Raw genomic sequence first — 14,399 nt, 5'->3', positions numbered from 1 at the left:
AATGAAGCCGATCAAGCAACTTCTGAATTGGAACAAACACGTGATCGGGCTGGCCGTCTGCGTCATGCTCTTCATTGGGCTGGGATTGATGATCGTAAAACCGCAGCCCGAGCAGATCGCGCCTTACGTCTCGTTCTCCGCGGACGTGAATGGGACGAAGGGCGTCATCGTATTGTTCGAGGAGAAGCAGGCGCCGTTAAAGACGTGGAAGCGTTCGTGGGGCGAGCTGCCCGCAGGCAAAGGACAGGCGCTGCTCGTTGTCGAACCCGACGCTCCACCGGATAACGAATGGGCGAAACTGCTCGAGTGGGTGGAACGGGGGAACGAACTGCTGCTCTTCAGCCGTAATCTAGGCGCGGGAGAAGGATTTCAAACCGAACGCTCGGATGCTTTGTCCGGAACCGCCACCGTGACGCGTCAAGAGGGGAAAGAGACTACCGAATGGATGGCGGAAGTCAGGATCAAGCAGCGAATCATTCCGGAAGACGGCGACACCGAGCTGCTTCGCGATTCAAGCGGAGTCATCGCGGCGAGAAGACCGTACGGCGAAGGGACGATTATCGCGGCAGTCACGCCTGAATGGTTGACGAACGAGAACGTGCTGAAGCATGATCATTTCGAGCTTGTATGGCCTTGGTTGGTCGGCGATGGGAGCCGCATCGTCCTGTGGGTGGACGAGTACCATCATGGCTACATGGATACGCGGGGGTTTCTGGCCGTATATCCGACATGGCTTGTCGCCGCTTGCGCCGGGCTGGCCGTCTCGCTGCTGCTCTGGCTGTGGCAGCGCGGCAAGCGCTTCGGCCCGGTATACACACCGCGGGCCTGGACCGTGCGCCGCGGCGACGAAACGCTGCAGGCGGTCGCCGCGTGGTACGAGCGCCGCCGCTTCAAGGGCGAAGCGCTCGCGCATCAGGCGCGCGCCCTTCGCCGGCTGCTGCTGGCGCGATGGGGGCTGTCCCTTGAAGCTTCGCCGGAAGAGGCGAAGCGGCTGGCAAAAGATCGCTTAAGCGAAGCGCAGGCGGTTAAGCTGGAACGCCGGCTGCGGCACGCGCAGGCTTTGGAACGCGGCGCGGGAGCGGACGGCGCGTTCGTCGAACGGACGCGCGAGTACGGCGAGATGATCGCGTTACTGGAGAAGGAGTGACGATTATGAGCGCAAGCATGGAACGGCTGCTGCACGCGATGGAGCAGCGGCTGTACGGGCAGAAGACGAACATCCGGCTCATGGCCGCGGCGCTGCTGGCCGGAGGACATGTGCTGTTGGAAGGAGTGCCGGGGCTCGGCAAGACGAAGATGGCGCGCACGCTCGCCGCTTTAACGGGGGGCGAGTACCGCCGTATTCAGTTTACGCCGGATCTGATGCCCAGCGATATTACGGGAAGCGTCACCTATCATATGAAGGAAAACGAGTTTCAAACTGTCCGCGGGCCTGTGTTCGCCAACATCGTGTTGGCCGACGAGATCAACCGTTCCGGACCGAAAACACAGGCGGCGCTGCTCGAAGCGATGGAGGAGCGCCAGGTGACGATTAACGGTACGACGCACCGGCTTCCGGAGCCTTTCCTTGTCGTCGCCACGCAGAACCCACTCGAATATGAAGGTACATATCCGCTGCCGGAAGCGCAGCTCGACCGCTTTCTGTTCAAGCTGATTCTGGATTATCCGGGAGAAGAGCAGGAACGGCAAATTCTGAAAGGGCACGTCCCGTTCGCGATGGAGCGCGATCAGGCGATCGTTCCGGCGCTGTCGCTCGATGAGATTCGGGCCGCGCAGGCGCATGCGGCGGAAGTCGTCGTCGAGGATTCGATCATCGACTACATTACGGCGGTCATTCGCAGAACCCGTGAATCCAAGCGGGTGCAGCTCGGAGCGAGCCCGCGCGCCGGCATCGCCGTGCTGATGGTGAGCAAAGCTTGGGCGGCGCTCGAAGGCAGAAACTACGTGACGCCAGACGACGTGAAGCTGGTGGCGCGGCCTGCGCTCCGCCATCGAATGCTGCTGACGCCGCAAGCGGAATTGGAGGGCGGCAGCAGTGACCACATCGTCCAGGAAACGCTCGCGTCTGTTCCGGTTCCTCGGTAGACGGTTCGGCGATGAGTCGATCGTCCCGACTCGCCGCCTCGTCGCAATCGCGGCCATCGGTTCCGTGCTGATCGGAGCCGTCTATGCGCTGGGTTACGGCGCTTATTCGTTCTGGGGATTTTACGCGCTGCTGGCGGTGTTCAGCGTCGTCGATCTGCTTCAGCTGCCCTCGCGGCAGCGGTTCTCCGCAGAGAGGACGATGCCGGAGGAGGCGGACGTGCGCCAATCCTTCAAGGTTCGGCTTTCTCTGCTGAGGGATACGGCGAAGGGCTTTTCTCTGAACGTCGAGCTGGCCGACGACATTCCAATTTTGTTCACGGATTACTGCACGCAACGGGCGGACGAGCAGGATATTCGGATTCCGCAGTTCGTATGGAGAGGACGCCTGGAGGAAAGCACGGTCGGTTTCGAGTACAATACCGCGGGGCAGGAGCGGGGATCTTATACGTTCGGGAGCGTGATGCTTCGCTATTGGGGCGGAGTCGGGCTGTGGAAGAAGCAGACGAGACTGCCGTGCCGAAGCGAAGTTCGGGTCGTGCCCGATCTCTCGCGGGTGCGCGGCGTCTTGGCTGCGGCTCAAGACTCGCTGGTGCTCGACGGCAGCAGGCTGGCAAGACCCCACTTGTCCGGCACGGACTTCGATTCGATCCGCAGCTACGCCCAGGGAGACGATCCGAGGCGGGTGAACTGGCGGGCGACGGCACGCAGCGGGAAACTGATGACGAACATTCTTCGTCCGGAGAAGGGCAAAGTCGTCACGATTGTGCTCGACTGCGGGAGAATGATGGGAGTCGAGCTCGAGCATCAGACGAAGCTGGACCGCACGCTCGAAGCTGCTCTTGTTCTGGCCGCAGTCGCGCTGAAGCAGGGAGATTACGTGGCGCTGCTCGCTTTTTCCGATCGGATCAAGACATACGTTCCTCCGGGGCGAGGGCTTCCGCATCTGCGCCAGTTGACGCTGGCCGCTTACGACCTGAAATCCGATTTCGTCGAACCGGGGTTCGGTGTAGCTTTGTCTCATGTGCTGCGGCAGATCAAGAAACGATCGTTCGTCGTGCTGTTCTCCGATATGGAGAGCTATCTGTACGATCAGGAGCTGCCCGTCTACGCGCGCCGTCTGCGCAGAAGCCATGTGCCGCTTCTCGTCTCCTTGAACGATCCGCTGCTGCACGAGTGGGCGCGAACCGAGCCGGTAAACCATCGAACCGCATATATTCAGAGCCTGGCGCATAAGTTTCGTCTGGACCGCAGCGAATACGTGAGTCAGATGGCCGGCCTCGGCATTCAGGTGATGGATGTGCCGGCCGATCGATTGGCGCTTAGCGCGGTCAATGAATACTTGGATTTGAAAGCTCGGAACGCGCTCTGAGCCAGCCGTAAACGTAATAGAGAGCGAGCAGCAGCAGCGTGCCGCCGGCCGCGGCATACTTGACGCCCAGCGGCAGCTGCGACGGCGTAACGTATCCTTCGATGATGCCCGCGATCACGAACAGCGGAATCGTGCCGAGCAGCAGCTGTACCGATTCTTTAGCGGCCTGAAGGAATTGCCGCTTGCGGGGGTATGCGCCCGGAACGAAAAATCGGTACCCCATATATAAGCCGGCTCCGCCGGCTATGAAGATCGCGGTCAGCTCGATGATGCCGTGAGGGAGGATGTACGCCCAGAAAACATAGCTCTCGCCGGCTTGCATGAAGACGGCCGCGAGGGCTCCGACGATCAAGCCGTTGTAGGCGAGCAAATACACGGTGCCAATCCCCAAGGTAACTCCGCTCACGAAGGCCAGCATGGCGACGCGTATGTTATTGATAAAGATTTCCGTGGAGACAAGCGGACTGTGCAGATCGCCGCGAGGAGCGTTCGTCGCAGCGGGATCGATCGCATTCGCGATATTCGCGGGCAGCACCAGATGCAGGTTGAGCGGATCCGACCATACCGCTGCGAATCCGGCGATCATGCCAAGAAGGAACAGCGCCCCGGCAATGAGGATGAACGGCTGTCTCCGGCGAATCAAGGACGGAAAGTACGTGCCCAAGAAGCGGCCGATGCGGCCGGTGCCTTTGTCGGACTGCTTGTACAGCATGTGGTGCGCTCGGGCGACCAGGTGGTTTAAGTAAGTCGTGGTCGGATCGTTCGGCCACTGCGTTCGCACAGCTGACAAATGAGCCGCCGCCGATTTGTACAGCACGGTCAACCGGTCGATATCGCCCGCGCTAATCGGCCGACGAATATGATTCAATGCGCCGAGCAGCCGCTCGAGTTCGGACCAATCGTCTTTGTATCGCTGAATTCGCTGTGCGGGATCCATCGCTCAGACCTCCTATTTTTTATTATCCTACCATAAATTCCCGGAAACGAGGAGCATAAGAATGAGCTATCCGTTGGAAAAAGAAGTGTCGATCGTAACGCCTGAGCAGGTTCGGCTGGAGTTCCCTACGGCGGGAGTGGGGATGCGGGCCATTGCGCAGTTGATCGATATGCTGATTCTGCTCGCCCTCTACATCGCTCTTGCTTTCGCTTATATATTCGTCGAAAACAGCGATTACGCGATCGCAACGCTGCTCATTATCGGCGCGGTAGGCACGGGGGGTTATTACGTCGGATGCGAATACTTCATGGGCGGGCAGACCGTTGGCAAGCGTGCGGTCAGCATTCGCGTCGTGCAGATGGAAGGCCGGAACGCGGGGCTGCTCGCGGTCGTCATTCGCAATCTGTTCCGACTGATCGATATGCTGCCTGTCGGCTATTTTCTGGGGATGATCGTCGTCATGAGCAGCTCCAGGGACCGCAGAATCGGGGATATGGTGGCGGGAACGATCGTGGTCGTCGAGAAGGAGAAGGAGCGGCTGAAGCTGCGAAAGAAGATCGACAAGCGGATCGACCGGGTGCGAATGTCGCTGCCTCGCCAACAGTTGGATGAAGAAAGCCGCAGGGCGTTCGCGTATTCCGACTGGATGCTGCTCGCTGCCTGGGCAGAGCGGTTGCCATTCATCTCGCCGGAGCGCCTCGCACAACTTGGTCGGCCGATTGCTCAGCATTTCGCAGGCCGAATCGGCGTTGCCAAAGAGATCGCACCCGACGACACGCTGTTCCTGATCTGGCTGTACGAGCAGCTGCGCGGGGATTGGGAGGTGTAGCTGCGATAACTGGCTTGAACCCCGGTTCCGCAATCGGCTTCGTCCGGTACGGGGCGCGTAACAGGATAGCTGGCCCATCGCCCCACACCTGCGGCCTCTCGCAGTTACACGCCGACGTTACAACTCGTGTTTTTCTCAGAAATGCAAATTCACTTTACCTCCAAAAGGTAATTTGCTCACTATGCAGGCGCACAGAATCATGGCCTGCTTCTTTCACTTTCCCGATAGAGAGGATCATGACCGGTACATACCGTTCGTCGTCCAGATCAAATGCGCTAACAATCCGATCGCCTTCAAAGCCTGCCATAGGATTCGTATCATACCCATGCGCGCGAGCTACCAGATCAGCTGCATGGCAAATAAACTGGCATCGATTTTGGCAATCTCGATCTTTAATTCTCTAGGTAGATGAAGAGGTGGTTGAATATTTGCAGGATGTGAGAATGCTGCTCGCGTTAGGCTTTACGATTCAGGAATTAATTCTGCTCGTCAATGAGAGCTCCCCTATAGAGAAGAAAGCGTTGGTGACGGGGAAAATTGAATATATTCAGAAGCTGGAAGCCAAATTGGAAGCATCGAAAATATTCTTAAGGGATGTGTTAGAGGGCAAAGCGAATTTTCAGACCCGATGCAGATCTAAGCATTAACCGTGGTATGCGGATATGATCATGATAAGGTAACGAAACAGAAGAAGACGACAGCCAAGATAAGAGGCTGGTCGTCTTTTTGGCGCTTTAATGTTTCTGTACCCACAAGAGGCGATTCGCCCCTATTTATGAGCAACTCGCCTTGTAGGAGGGGAGGACTACTTCCGGACTTTCGTTGATTTGTTCAATTAATCGTTGGGTCGTGCGCTGGCTGGAGGGAGGCGTCTCGCTTAGAATCAGGGATATAAAGAGAAGAAGATGGTGAGGGAATGAAAAACAGCAAAGCGATAACGGAATCGGTGTGGGTTCGCTTTATCCGGCAATGGGAGTTTCAAGTGATGATCTGGCCGGCGCTCCTGTTCCTTATTATTTTCAGTTACGGTCCGATGTGGGGCGTATTGATCGCCTTCCAGGATTTCAATTTGTTCAAAGGCTTGTTCGAAAGTCCGTGGGTAGGCATGAAGCATTTCACGATGTTCGTCGAGTCGCCCGAATTCTGGGAGATTATGCGCAATACGTTCAGCATCAGCCTGCTGAAGCTGATCATCGGCTTCCCGGCCCCCATCATCCTGGCCCTGCTGCTTAACGAGGTGGGCGGATTGTTCAAGCGGGCGGTGCAGACGATTACTTATATTCCGCATTTCATGTCCTGGGTCGTCATCTCGGGCATGGCTTTCTCGATGCTGGCGGTCGATCAAGGCGCATTGAACAGCCTGCTGCTTGCGATCGGCTTGATCCAGGAGCCGGTCAACTGGCTGTCTACGCCGGATTATTTCTGGGGCGTACTTGTATCGCTTAACGTATGGAAAGAGATCGGCTTCGGCTCGATCGTCTATCTGGCCGCCATCGTAGGCATCGATCCGGCGCAATACGAATCGGCGTCGATCGACGGCGCGAGCCGGTTCAAGCAGATCTTCCTCGTGACGATTCCGAACATTATGCCGATTATGGTCATCTTCCTGATTCTTGCGATCGGCAACATTCTGAACGCGGGTTACGAGGATATCCTGGTCATGACCAAGCAGTTGAACAACGGCATCTTGCTCCCGGTTGCCAATGTCATCGATACGTACGTGTATCAGATGGGCATTCTAAACCAGCGCTACTCGTATTCCGCCGCGGTCGGGCTGTTCAAATCGTTGTTAAGCGTCCTATTGCTTGTCGTAGCCAACAGAGCGGCAAGAAAAATGGGCGACACGAGCTTATGGTAAGCGGCCGGAATCGAAAAACGAGGTGAGACGATGAAACTATCCGCTGGCGACAAAATCATGAAAACCGTCATCTATATTCTACTTTCGATATTGGCTTTCATTACTTTCTATCCGTTCTGGAATTCGTTAGTGCTTTCATTCAATGTCGGATCGGACACGGCGATCGGCGGCATTACGTTCTGGCCGCGGCAATTTACGTTCGAGAACTATGAGATCGTCTTTAAGGAAAAGCATATCTTCCAAGCGTATTTCATTACGATTGTCCGCACGGTAGTCGGCACGGCACTGGCTATGTTCTTTACGTCGATGTTTGCGTACGCGATGTCCAAGAAAGGCATCGTATTTAAGAAGACGTACACGATTCTGGCTGTTTTCACGATGTTTTTCAACGGGGGTCTCATTCCTTACTTTATTGTCGTCTATAACCTGCAGTTGTACGATACGTTCGCGTTTCTCGTGATGCACGGGATGATCAGCGTGTACAATATGATTATTTTCCGTACCTTCTTCATGAGTCTGCCCGACGGGCTCGAGGAATCGGCCAAGATCGACGGCGCGTCGAACTTCGGAATCTTCTTCCGAATCGTGCTGCCGCTGTCGGGACCGGTGATCGCGACGCTGTCGCTGTTCACCGCGGTGTTCCTCTGGAACGACTGGTTCATTCCGGCGATCTTCATCAGCACGCAGGACCTGATCCCGCTGCAGACGCTGCTCGTTCAGATCATCAACGCCGGCACGACGGCTTCGCTGATGAGCAATCTCAACTCGCATGCGGCGAGCATGGTGGCCAATTCGGTCACCGTCAAATCGCTGCAGATGGCGACAATGATGGTCGCGACGCTGCCGATTCTCATGGTCTACCCGTTCCTTCAGAAGTATTTCGTCAAAGGCGTCCTGATCGGCTCTCTGAAAGAATAGGCAGCAGAGCGAAAAACCTTGGTTGTACAGGCGGCTGGCGATGCGCGTCGGTTGGCTTATAACATATCGAATACATGTTCGAGAGGAGAAGACAAATGAAAAGGGTAAACAAATCGTTGTACGGTCTGCTTGCATTAACGCTTGCATTAACGCTTGTCCTGGCCGCATGCTCTAGCAATAACGAAGGAAGCGGAAACGGGGGGCAGGCGTCATCTGCGCCGCCTGCGAGCGAAAGTTCGGCAAGTCCGGCGGAGAGCAAGGCTCCGGAAGGCGACGGAACGCCTCGCGGCAAGGTGAAACCGGTTACCTTCACACAATACGTCCATTACGACTGGTATACGGCCCCGACTTGGGAGGAGCGCCCGCATGGACAGTGGATCACGGAAAATCTGGGCGTCGTCATGGAGCCGATTCAATCGAACGGCGCGGCGGCGAATAAGCTGAACACAATGATCGTCTCCAATCAGCTGCCTGACGCGATCGTGCTGGATCGCGGCAAGGACGTGGATCGTCTGGTCAGTGCGGGCAAGCTCGTCGCGCTCGATCCGTATCTGGAGAAATATCCGGAGTTCGCACAGACGATCGGGGAAGAAACGCTCAACATGCTCCGCAGCGAAGACGGCAAGTTGTATCAAGTTCCGAACTGGTTCATCAACGGAGACCAAGGCAACGGCAATGCGGCCTACTTGATCAATCGTAAAATTCATAAAGAGCTCGGCTCTCCGCAACTGGAAACCTGGTCCCAACTGGAAGACTATCTGAGACAGGTCAAAGAGAAATATCCCGATGTCGTGCCGATTGATTTCGGCGAAGTGCGCGACGGCGAATCGCAACTTTTCGGATTGCTGTACAGCGGCTCGGCGGACGGCCGCACGCCGATGTTCGTCGGCAACGGCGTGCCGCAGGACGACAAGTTCCAGTCGATCTACGAGGACCAGGGTTTCGTCGACACGGCGCTATTCGCAAGCCGCCTGTTCCGCGACGGACTGACTTCGAAAGACGCGTTTACGCAGACGCGCGACCAAGTTCTCGAGAAGCTTAATAACGGTAAGATCGCCGTATTCGGCGCCTTCGACGCCGTTGTCGAAGGCATCGGGCGGGAAGCGAACAACATTCTTCGCGCTGCGGATCCGGAAGCGGGATATGACGTGATCTGGCCGTTCCATCAGGACGGCGTGGACAAAAACAAAGTATATCCGGGCGGCTATAATACGCTGGGCTGGAACGTAAACGTCATTACGACGAACGCCAAAGATCCGGAAGCGATCTTCGCTTACATGAACTGGGCGATCAGCGAGGAAGGGCAACAAATCTTCTTCTTCGGACCTCCGGGACTGTTCTACGACGAAGTGGTCGACGGCGTGCCGGTACCGAACGACGCATACAAAAATCGCGATCCGAAAGCGTACGACGAGCTGAAGATCGGCGAGTTCAACTGGTATGGCAATACGGTGTACGTCGATACGACGAAAGCGAAGCGCGAGCAGCTGCTTCCGGAAGAAGCGCAGGATTGGACGACGATCGCGCAATATACGGTATCGTTCCAGACGACGAGAAACGTAACGGAGTTCTCCAACCTGGATCCGGCTCCGGATAGCGACGAGGGGATTATTCAGCAGCGCTTCAAGGACCATCAGAAGCAAATCATCTCGAAAATCGTCTTCGCTTCGAATGATGCGGCCGTACTGAACATTATCGAAGGAGCAAAGACGGAAGCGGAGAAGCTGCAATATCAGAAGCTGCTGGACTGGAAGACGGCCAAGTGGCAAGATAATCTGAAGATCATGGGATTAAAATAAGAAAGGCATTTGAATCCGGAGAGGATATACTTAACGTATATCCTCTTTAGACATATATCGCAGCTTAAGTTCGACGCTAAGGAGATTAATCATGTACAAAGCGGTCCTGGTAGACGACGAACAATTCGATCTGATAGGCTTGCAGCAGCTCATCCCGTGGGAGGAACTCGGCATCGAAATCGTATTCAGCGCCAACAAACCGCTGGCGGCTCTCGGTTACGTTCAGGACAACGAAGTCGATATTCTCATATCCGACATCCGAATGCCCGTTATGTCGGGACTGGAGCTGACGCGGCTGTGCCTGCAGCGGCAGCCGGAGCTGAAGACGATCTTCATTAGCGGATACCAGGATTTCGAATATGCCAAAGGCGCGCTGCAGCTAAAAGCGGACGGATACATTCTGAAGCCCGTCGACGATGATGAAGTGACGGACCTGCTGCGCAAAGTCGTGGCCGAGCTGGACAATCGGACGCGCAAGACTGCCGGGCCTGATCTGGTGGATTTCGATTTCGTTCGGCAGGACTTTCTGCGTCATTTGCTGGAAGGCACGATCGACGATGCCACCATTCATACTTTCCTGTCTCAATATCCGATCAAGCTGCCGCAAGGGACGGTACACGCCGCCGTGATCGAGATCGACAATGCGAGAAGCATGCAAGGCGGGGCCCGGCAGGCGGACGCGCTCGACCGAGCGTTGGGCAGGATCGAAGCCTTCGCGGCGGAGCACGAGCTGGGTCTGGAGTGCCGGCTGGCGCAGAATCGGATCGCGTTGATCTATGCCGGCGGAGATACAGAACGGCTTGATGCGCGGATGGAGGAGCTGCTGGGGGAAATCCGGAGCAATGAAGTCTATACCGCAACCGCCGCATACGGCACCAGCGCCGCCTCGCTCTCCGAATTGCACGAATCGTTTCGCGAAGCGAAGGAATTGATCGGATGCAAGATGTTTCTCGGCAAGGACAGGCTCATTAAGCCCGGCGCGCTGGAACAGGTCATCGTGAAGGATACGAAGGATGTCAACGCGATACTCGATCAATTGTTCGTGGCGATTAGCTCGTACGGACTTGTGGAGATCTGCGACCGAATCGACGATCTGTTCGACACGGTCAACCGTTATTCGGAGCCGGTCAAAGTGCGTCTATTCTCTATGCAAATTCTCTCCAGGCTCGAAGGCTACTTGAACGGGAACGGCGAATCGCTGCAATCGACATTGTCCGGCTATTCGGAATGGGGCGGCGATAATCTGGCTTATCTGGAGACGATCGAGACGATCGAGGATATGAAATCCTGGCTGCGGCGCACCGCCTTCGAGGTTTCCGAATCACTGTATAGAAGGAAGCAACTTAAGGAGTGGCGGCTGTTTCCCGAGATTCAAGCTTACGTTCGTTCCCGGATGTCGGAGATGATCACGTTGAAGGAAACGGCCACCCATTTCGCTTATTCGCCGAATCACTTCGGTTATTTGTTCAAGGAGCAGGTCGGCATGAGCTTCAACGATTACATCGTGAAGGAGAAGCTGGAACGGGCCAAGGAACTGCTGCAATCCCCTCGGATGAAAATATACGAAATCGCTGAAGCGGTCGGCTACAGCAGCTTGCCGTATTTTAACCGCACCTTCAAGGAAATGTTCGGCATGACGCCGGGAGACTACAGAAAGCAGGGCTGAGACGACGATGAGCGAATTGAGCCAAGCGACCAAGTCGAAGTACGTGCCGATCCGGTACAAGCTTCTCGCATCGTATTTGATTCTCGTGCTTATTCCGGTCATCGTGATCGGCGCTTACGCATACCTGACTTCTTCGAAAGAAATCGAGCAGAACACGAGAGACAACCTGGACGTGGCCGTCCATCAGATTGCGAACAATATGCAGTTTCGCGTGGACGACGTGAGCCGAAGCGCCGAAGCGGTCTATTCGGACCAGACGTTGTCGCGTTACCTCTCGGGTTATTTTCTCGATTGGGAACGCCATCAAATTACGACGCAATACATCTTGCCGCGGCTGGAGGCGGCCTCTCAGCTTCCGAAATCCAAAGTGCGGCTGACCGTCTATCTGAACAATCCGACGATCGGCGAGGTGTACTACCTGGAGACGGAGCAGGTGCTGGAAGCCGGAGAGCGTCAGTACGAAATCAAGCACGCGAGCCGGGTCGAAGGGGAACCGTGGTTTCGGGAGTCGCTGCAGCTTTCTCCGGTCGATTTTCAATGGAGACAGGTGGAGTTGGACAAGAAGTACGGGTATATCTCGTTGCTGAGGCCGCTGATCAATTACGATACGTTCGAGCTAATCGGTCTCATACGCGTGTCGGTCAAGCTGAAGGATCTGTTCGAGGGCACTGCGTTTGGCGAGCTGGGCGACAACTCGCGGCTATTTGTCCTGGACGGCGGCGGGGGGAGGCTGTATCCGGACGAGGCGGCCGAAGGCGAGGAAGAGCGCGGGGAGATCAACGAAACGGACTACATCCGGATCGAGAAGAGCCTCGGCGACATTCCCGCAACGGTAGTCGCGCTTGTTCCGGTCGATTCGATTCGGGAACAGCTGCAGAAGGTGCAGACGTTAACCGTGTTCGTATGCTTGCTCAGCATCGTTGTGCTGACACTGGCCAGCTTGTTTATTTCGAAAATGTTTTCCAAACGGTTCATGAAGCTGATCCATTCGCTGCAGGCTTTCAAGGAGGGCGATTACGGGCGGAGAATCGGATACAAGGGAAGGGACGAATTCGCCGATATCGCGGAGTCGTTCAACGATATGGCGGCGACAACCCAGCAACTGATCGACGAAGTATACGTGAGCAAGCTGGAGAAGAAGGAGGCGGAGCTGCAAATTCTGCACGCTCAGATCAATCCGCACTTCCTGAACAATACGTTCTCGTCCATCAGCCGGATGGCGAAGCTCGGGGAGATCGCCAAGCTGCACGAGATTATCCGGGAGCTGGCGAAGTTCTACCGGCTGACGCTGAATCGCGGAGAGATGCTCATCTCGATCGAGAAGGAAGTCCAGATTATCGAATCGTACCTCAACATCCAGAATATCAAATACGCAAGCCGGATTCTCACGAGCATCGATATCCAACCGGGAACGGAGCGTTACGAGACGGTCAAGTTCGTTCTGCAGCCATTTGTCGAGAACGTGCTGGAGCATGCTTGGTACGATGATGAGATCTCGATCGATATCCGGATCGAGCGCCAGTCCGATACGATCGTCATGACGGTCAGCGACAACGGGCTCGGCATGAAGCAGGAGACGATCAACGCCATTCTGGGGGCGGGAACGGAGAAGATCGGTTACGGCATACGCAACGTCGATGAGCGAATCAAGCTGCATTACGGCAAAGATTACGGAGTCGATATTCAGAGCGTCGTCGGTCAAGGCACGCAAGTGAGGATCGTCCTGCCGGTTATCCCGTTAATATCGGCTGATTCATAACTCGATGCGAAGGAACTGTATCAGGTCTCGGGGAGTTCGCCCCTCCCCATATGGATCGCCCGATGTGCGATCACGATCGGCGAAGACGTGTTAGAACGAGAGCTAGAAGACCGGCGATGATGCCCCATATCGCATTGGTGACAAGCACGCTGACGATGGCTAAGGGGTTCAAGATCGGCCCCTGCAGTTGGCCGCTCAGAATCGGCGATAGAATGGCGCTGAGAACAATGGCCAACAGACCGTAGGCGATGCCGGCGAACATCAGAACGACAATCGGTTGGCGAACGCGAGCGTATACGACTGCCGCGATCCAGACAAGCGTAATGATCGCTGTAGCGGAGAGGCTCGCGACCGGTTGGCCGATTTGCTCCGACAGGCCGGTTATGCTCATGATCGGCCTGATGCATGCGATGACGGCCAGAACGACGATAAGCTTTTTATGCTTTTTTGCTTCTTCTATTCTCCTAACCTCCTTCTACTGCATAATTCATTTTTCCAGTCTAACAGCCTGATGTTGCGAACTTGTTGCGATCGATTACGGATCCTGTGAAATATGAATTCGTTAGGCCATCATGTCCTCTACTGAACTAAAGCCTCCAACTCCGGCTGCAATTTGTTCCGAAGAACGTACAGCATAGCGGCGCCGACCAGGAATGCGACGGCGTCCGCGATGACGAGCGACCAGACCACCCCGTGAAAGCCGTTTATTTGGTTGGCGATATAGAGCACGGGAATCAAGGTAACTCCTTGGATAATCGACATCACAAACGCGGCGGTTCCTTGCGCTGTGGCCTGGAAGATTCCCGTAAACAACGTGGTCATTCCCGTAATGAGCAAGGATAAGAACGTCACATGCAGAATGTAGCTGCCCATCTCGATGAGCTGCGGGTCATTCGTGAACAAACCTGCTCCAAGCAGCTTATGATGCTGACGCTGCCTCACGAGCCGGACTACATCCGTTTCACCAATCGTACGCTGCTCTGCGTGGAATCGACGCCGCTGGAGCCTGAACAGAAATTCCAAGCGGTGCTTACGCTGTTGAACTATGTGTTCTACTTCGTTCTGGACGATTATCAGCATCAGCGTAAGCGTCAAATAGCCCCCACCTTGAGATCAGTGGGAGCTGGCGTAGGCTAAGTATTAAGACTGATGCATTCGGCACGTGTTCGGCAACGATTG

Annotated in this window: 11 protein-coding genes and 3 pseudogenes; 10 read left to right on the top strand and 4 right to left on the bottom strand. The window is 55.7% G+C overall.

The features are described from left to right. Position 1: 1 nt before the first annotated feature. Genes B0G52_RS19495 through B0G52_RS19485 form a run of 3 tightly spaced genes read left to right on the top strand, consistent with a single transcriptional unit; the run spans position 2 to position 3,454 of the window. The gene (locus B0G52_RS19495) at positions 2–1,147 is read left to right on the top strand and encodes a DUF4350 domain-containing protein (RefSeq protein WP_094047059.1); all 1,146 of its coding nucleotides are present in this window, start codon (positions 2–4) and stop codon (positions 1,145–1,147) included. A 17-nt stretch (positions 1,148–1,164) separates the two neighbouring features. Next, positions 1,165–2,085: an AAA family ATPase gene (locus B0G52_RS19490; protein ID WP_094047241.1), complete on the top strand. Its 921-nt coding sequence runs from the start codon at positions 1,165–1,167 to the stop codon at positions 2,083–2,085. Next, positions 2,036–3,454, top strand: a complete 1,419-nt coding sequence (locus tag B0G52_RS19485; RefSeq protein ID WP_094047058.1) for a DUF58 domain-containing protein — start codon at positions 2,036–2,038, stop codon at positions 3,452–3,454. Before B0G52_RS19490 ends, B0G52_RS19485 begins: the two co-directional genes overlap by 50 nt. Here B0G52_RS19485 and B0G52_RS19480 read toward each other — a convergent pair. After that, positions 3,414–4,391, bottom strand: coding sequence for a stage II sporulation protein M (locus B0G52_RS19480; protein WP_094047057.1), 978 nt, complete (start codon positions 4,389–4,391; stop codon positions 3,414–3,416). The genes B0G52_RS19485 and B0G52_RS19480 overlap by 41 nt on opposite strands. 61 nt (positions 4,392–4,452) lie before the next feature. Between B0G52_RS19480 and B0G52_RS19475 the strand changes: the two genes are divergently transcribed. Then, entirely contained in the window at positions 4,453–5,220 is a 768-nt protein-coding gene (locus tag B0G52_RS19475; RefSeq protein WP_094047056.1) for an RDD family protein, read from the top strand. A 154-nt stretch (positions 5,221–5,374) separates the two neighbouring features. On the opposite strand, the pseudogene B0G52_RS36240 reads toward B0G52_RS19475, so the two are convergent. Next, positions 5,375–5,628 (bottom strand): annotated as a pseudogene (locus B0G52_RS36240) (nitroreductase family protein); the annotation flags it as partial. Positions 5,629–6,136: 508 nt separating this feature from the next. Here B0G52_RS36240 and B0G52_RS19460 point away from each other — a divergent pair. The 5 genes from B0G52_RS19460 (at position 6,137) to B0G52_RS19440 (ending at position 13,220) form a co-directional block, all read left to right on the top strand. Then, positions 6,137–7,078 (top strand): ABC transporter permease, encoded by a 942-nt coding sequence (locus tag B0G52_RS19460; protein ID WP_094047054.1) that lies wholly within the window; start codon positions 6,137–6,139, stop codon positions 7,076–7,078. 30 nt (positions 7,079–7,108) lie between these two features. Then, a complete protein-coding gene (locus B0G52_RS19455; protein ID WP_094047053.1) occupies positions 7,109–7,996 on the top strand; it encodes a carbohydrate ABC transporter permease in 888 nt (295 codons plus the stop codon). 95 nt (positions 7,997–8,091) lie between these two features. Next, complete coding sequence (locus tag B0G52_RS19450; protein WP_094047052.1) at positions 8,092–9,795, top strand: extracellular solute-binding protein; 1,704 nt, start codon at positions 8,092–8,094, stop codon at positions 9,793–9,795. A 91-nt stretch (positions 9,796–9,886) separates the two neighbouring features. Beyond that, the gene (locus B0G52_RS19445; RefSeq protein ID WP_094047051.1) at positions 9,887–11,461 is read left to right on the top strand and encodes a helix-turn-helix domain-containing protein; all 1,575 of its coding nucleotides are present in this window, start codon (positions 9,887–9,889) and stop codon (positions 11,459–11,461) included. 7 nt (positions 11,462–11,468) lie between these two features. Further along, a complete protein-coding gene (locus B0G52_RS19440) occupies positions 11,469–13,220 on the top strand; it encodes a sensor histidine kinase (protein ID WP_198960687.1) in 1,752 nt (583 codons plus the stop codon). 70 nt (positions 13,221–13,290) lie between these two features. Here B0G52_RS19440 and B0G52_RS19435 read toward each other — a convergent pair whose 3' ends face one another. Together B0G52_RS19435 and B0G52_RS19430 are read right to left on the bottom strand one after the other, a co-directional pair. Then, complete coding sequence (locus B0G52_RS19435) at positions 13,291–13,611, bottom strand: hypothetical protein (protein ID WP_233162839.1); 321 nt, start codon at positions 13,609–13,611, stop codon at positions 13,291–13,293. Between the two features lie 188 nt (positions 13,612–13,799). After that, positions 13,800–14,126: pseudogene (locus B0G52_RS19430) on the bottom strand (MATE family efflux transporter); the annotation flags it as partial. Here B0G52_RS19430 and B0G52_RS19425 point away from each other — a divergent pair. After that, positions 14,127–14,306 (top strand): annotated as a pseudogene (locus B0G52_RS19425) (TetR/AcrR family transcriptional regulator); the annotation flags it as partial. Positions 14,307–14,399: the final 93 nt, after the last annotated feature.

The organism is Cohnella sp. SGD-V74, assembly GCF_003001675.1.
In the GTDB taxonomy this organism is placed as follows: Bacteria; Bacillota; Bacilli; order Paenibacillales; family Paenibacillaceae; genus Cohnella.
The sequence above is the reverse complement of the archived record's forward strand: the minus strand, read 5'-3'. Positions and strand labels throughout refer to the sequence as shown.

Bases quoted from the DNA above. Each gene is read 5' to 3' on its own strand.
- B0G52_RS19495 (WP_094047059.1), top strand. From the start codon at position 2: ATGAAGCCGATCAAGCAACTTCTGAATTGGAACAAACACGTGATCGGG.
- B0G52_RS19490 (WP_094047241.1), top strand. From the start codon at position 1,165: ATGGAACGGCTGCTGCACGCGATGGAGCAGCGGCTGTACGGGCAGAAG.
- B0G52_RS19480 (WP_094047057.1), bottom strand. From the start codon at position 4,391: ATGGATCCCGCACAGCGAATTCAGCGATACAAAGACGATTGGTCCGAA.
- B0G52_RS19475 (WP_094047056.1), top strand. From the start codon at position 4,453: ATGAGCTATCCGTTGGAAAAAGAAGTGTCGATCGTAACGCCTGAGCAG.
- B0G52_RS19460 (WP_094047054.1), top strand. From the start codon at position 6,137: ATGAAAAACAGCAAAGCGATAACGGAATCGGTGTGGGTTCGCTTTATC.
- B0G52_RS19455 (WP_094047053.1), top strand. From the start codon at position 7,109: ATGAAACTATCCGCTGGCGACAAAATCATGAAAACCGTCATCTATATT.
- B0G52_RS19450 (WP_094047052.1), top strand. From the start codon at position 8,092: ATGAAAAGGGTAAACAAATCGTTGTACGGTCTGCTTGCATTAACGCTT.
- B0G52_RS19445 (WP_094047051.1), top strand. From the start codon at position 9,887: ATGTACAAAGCGGTCCTGGTAGACGACGAACAATTCGATCTGATAGGC.
- B0G52_RS19440 (WP_198960687.1), top strand. From the start codon at position 11,469: ATGAGCGAATTGAGCCAAGCGACCAAGTCGAAGTACGTGCCGATCCGG.
- B0G52_RS19435 (WP_233162839.1), bottom strand. From the start codon at position 13,611: ATGAGCATAACCGGCCTGTCGGAGCAAATCGGCCAACCGGTCGCGAGC.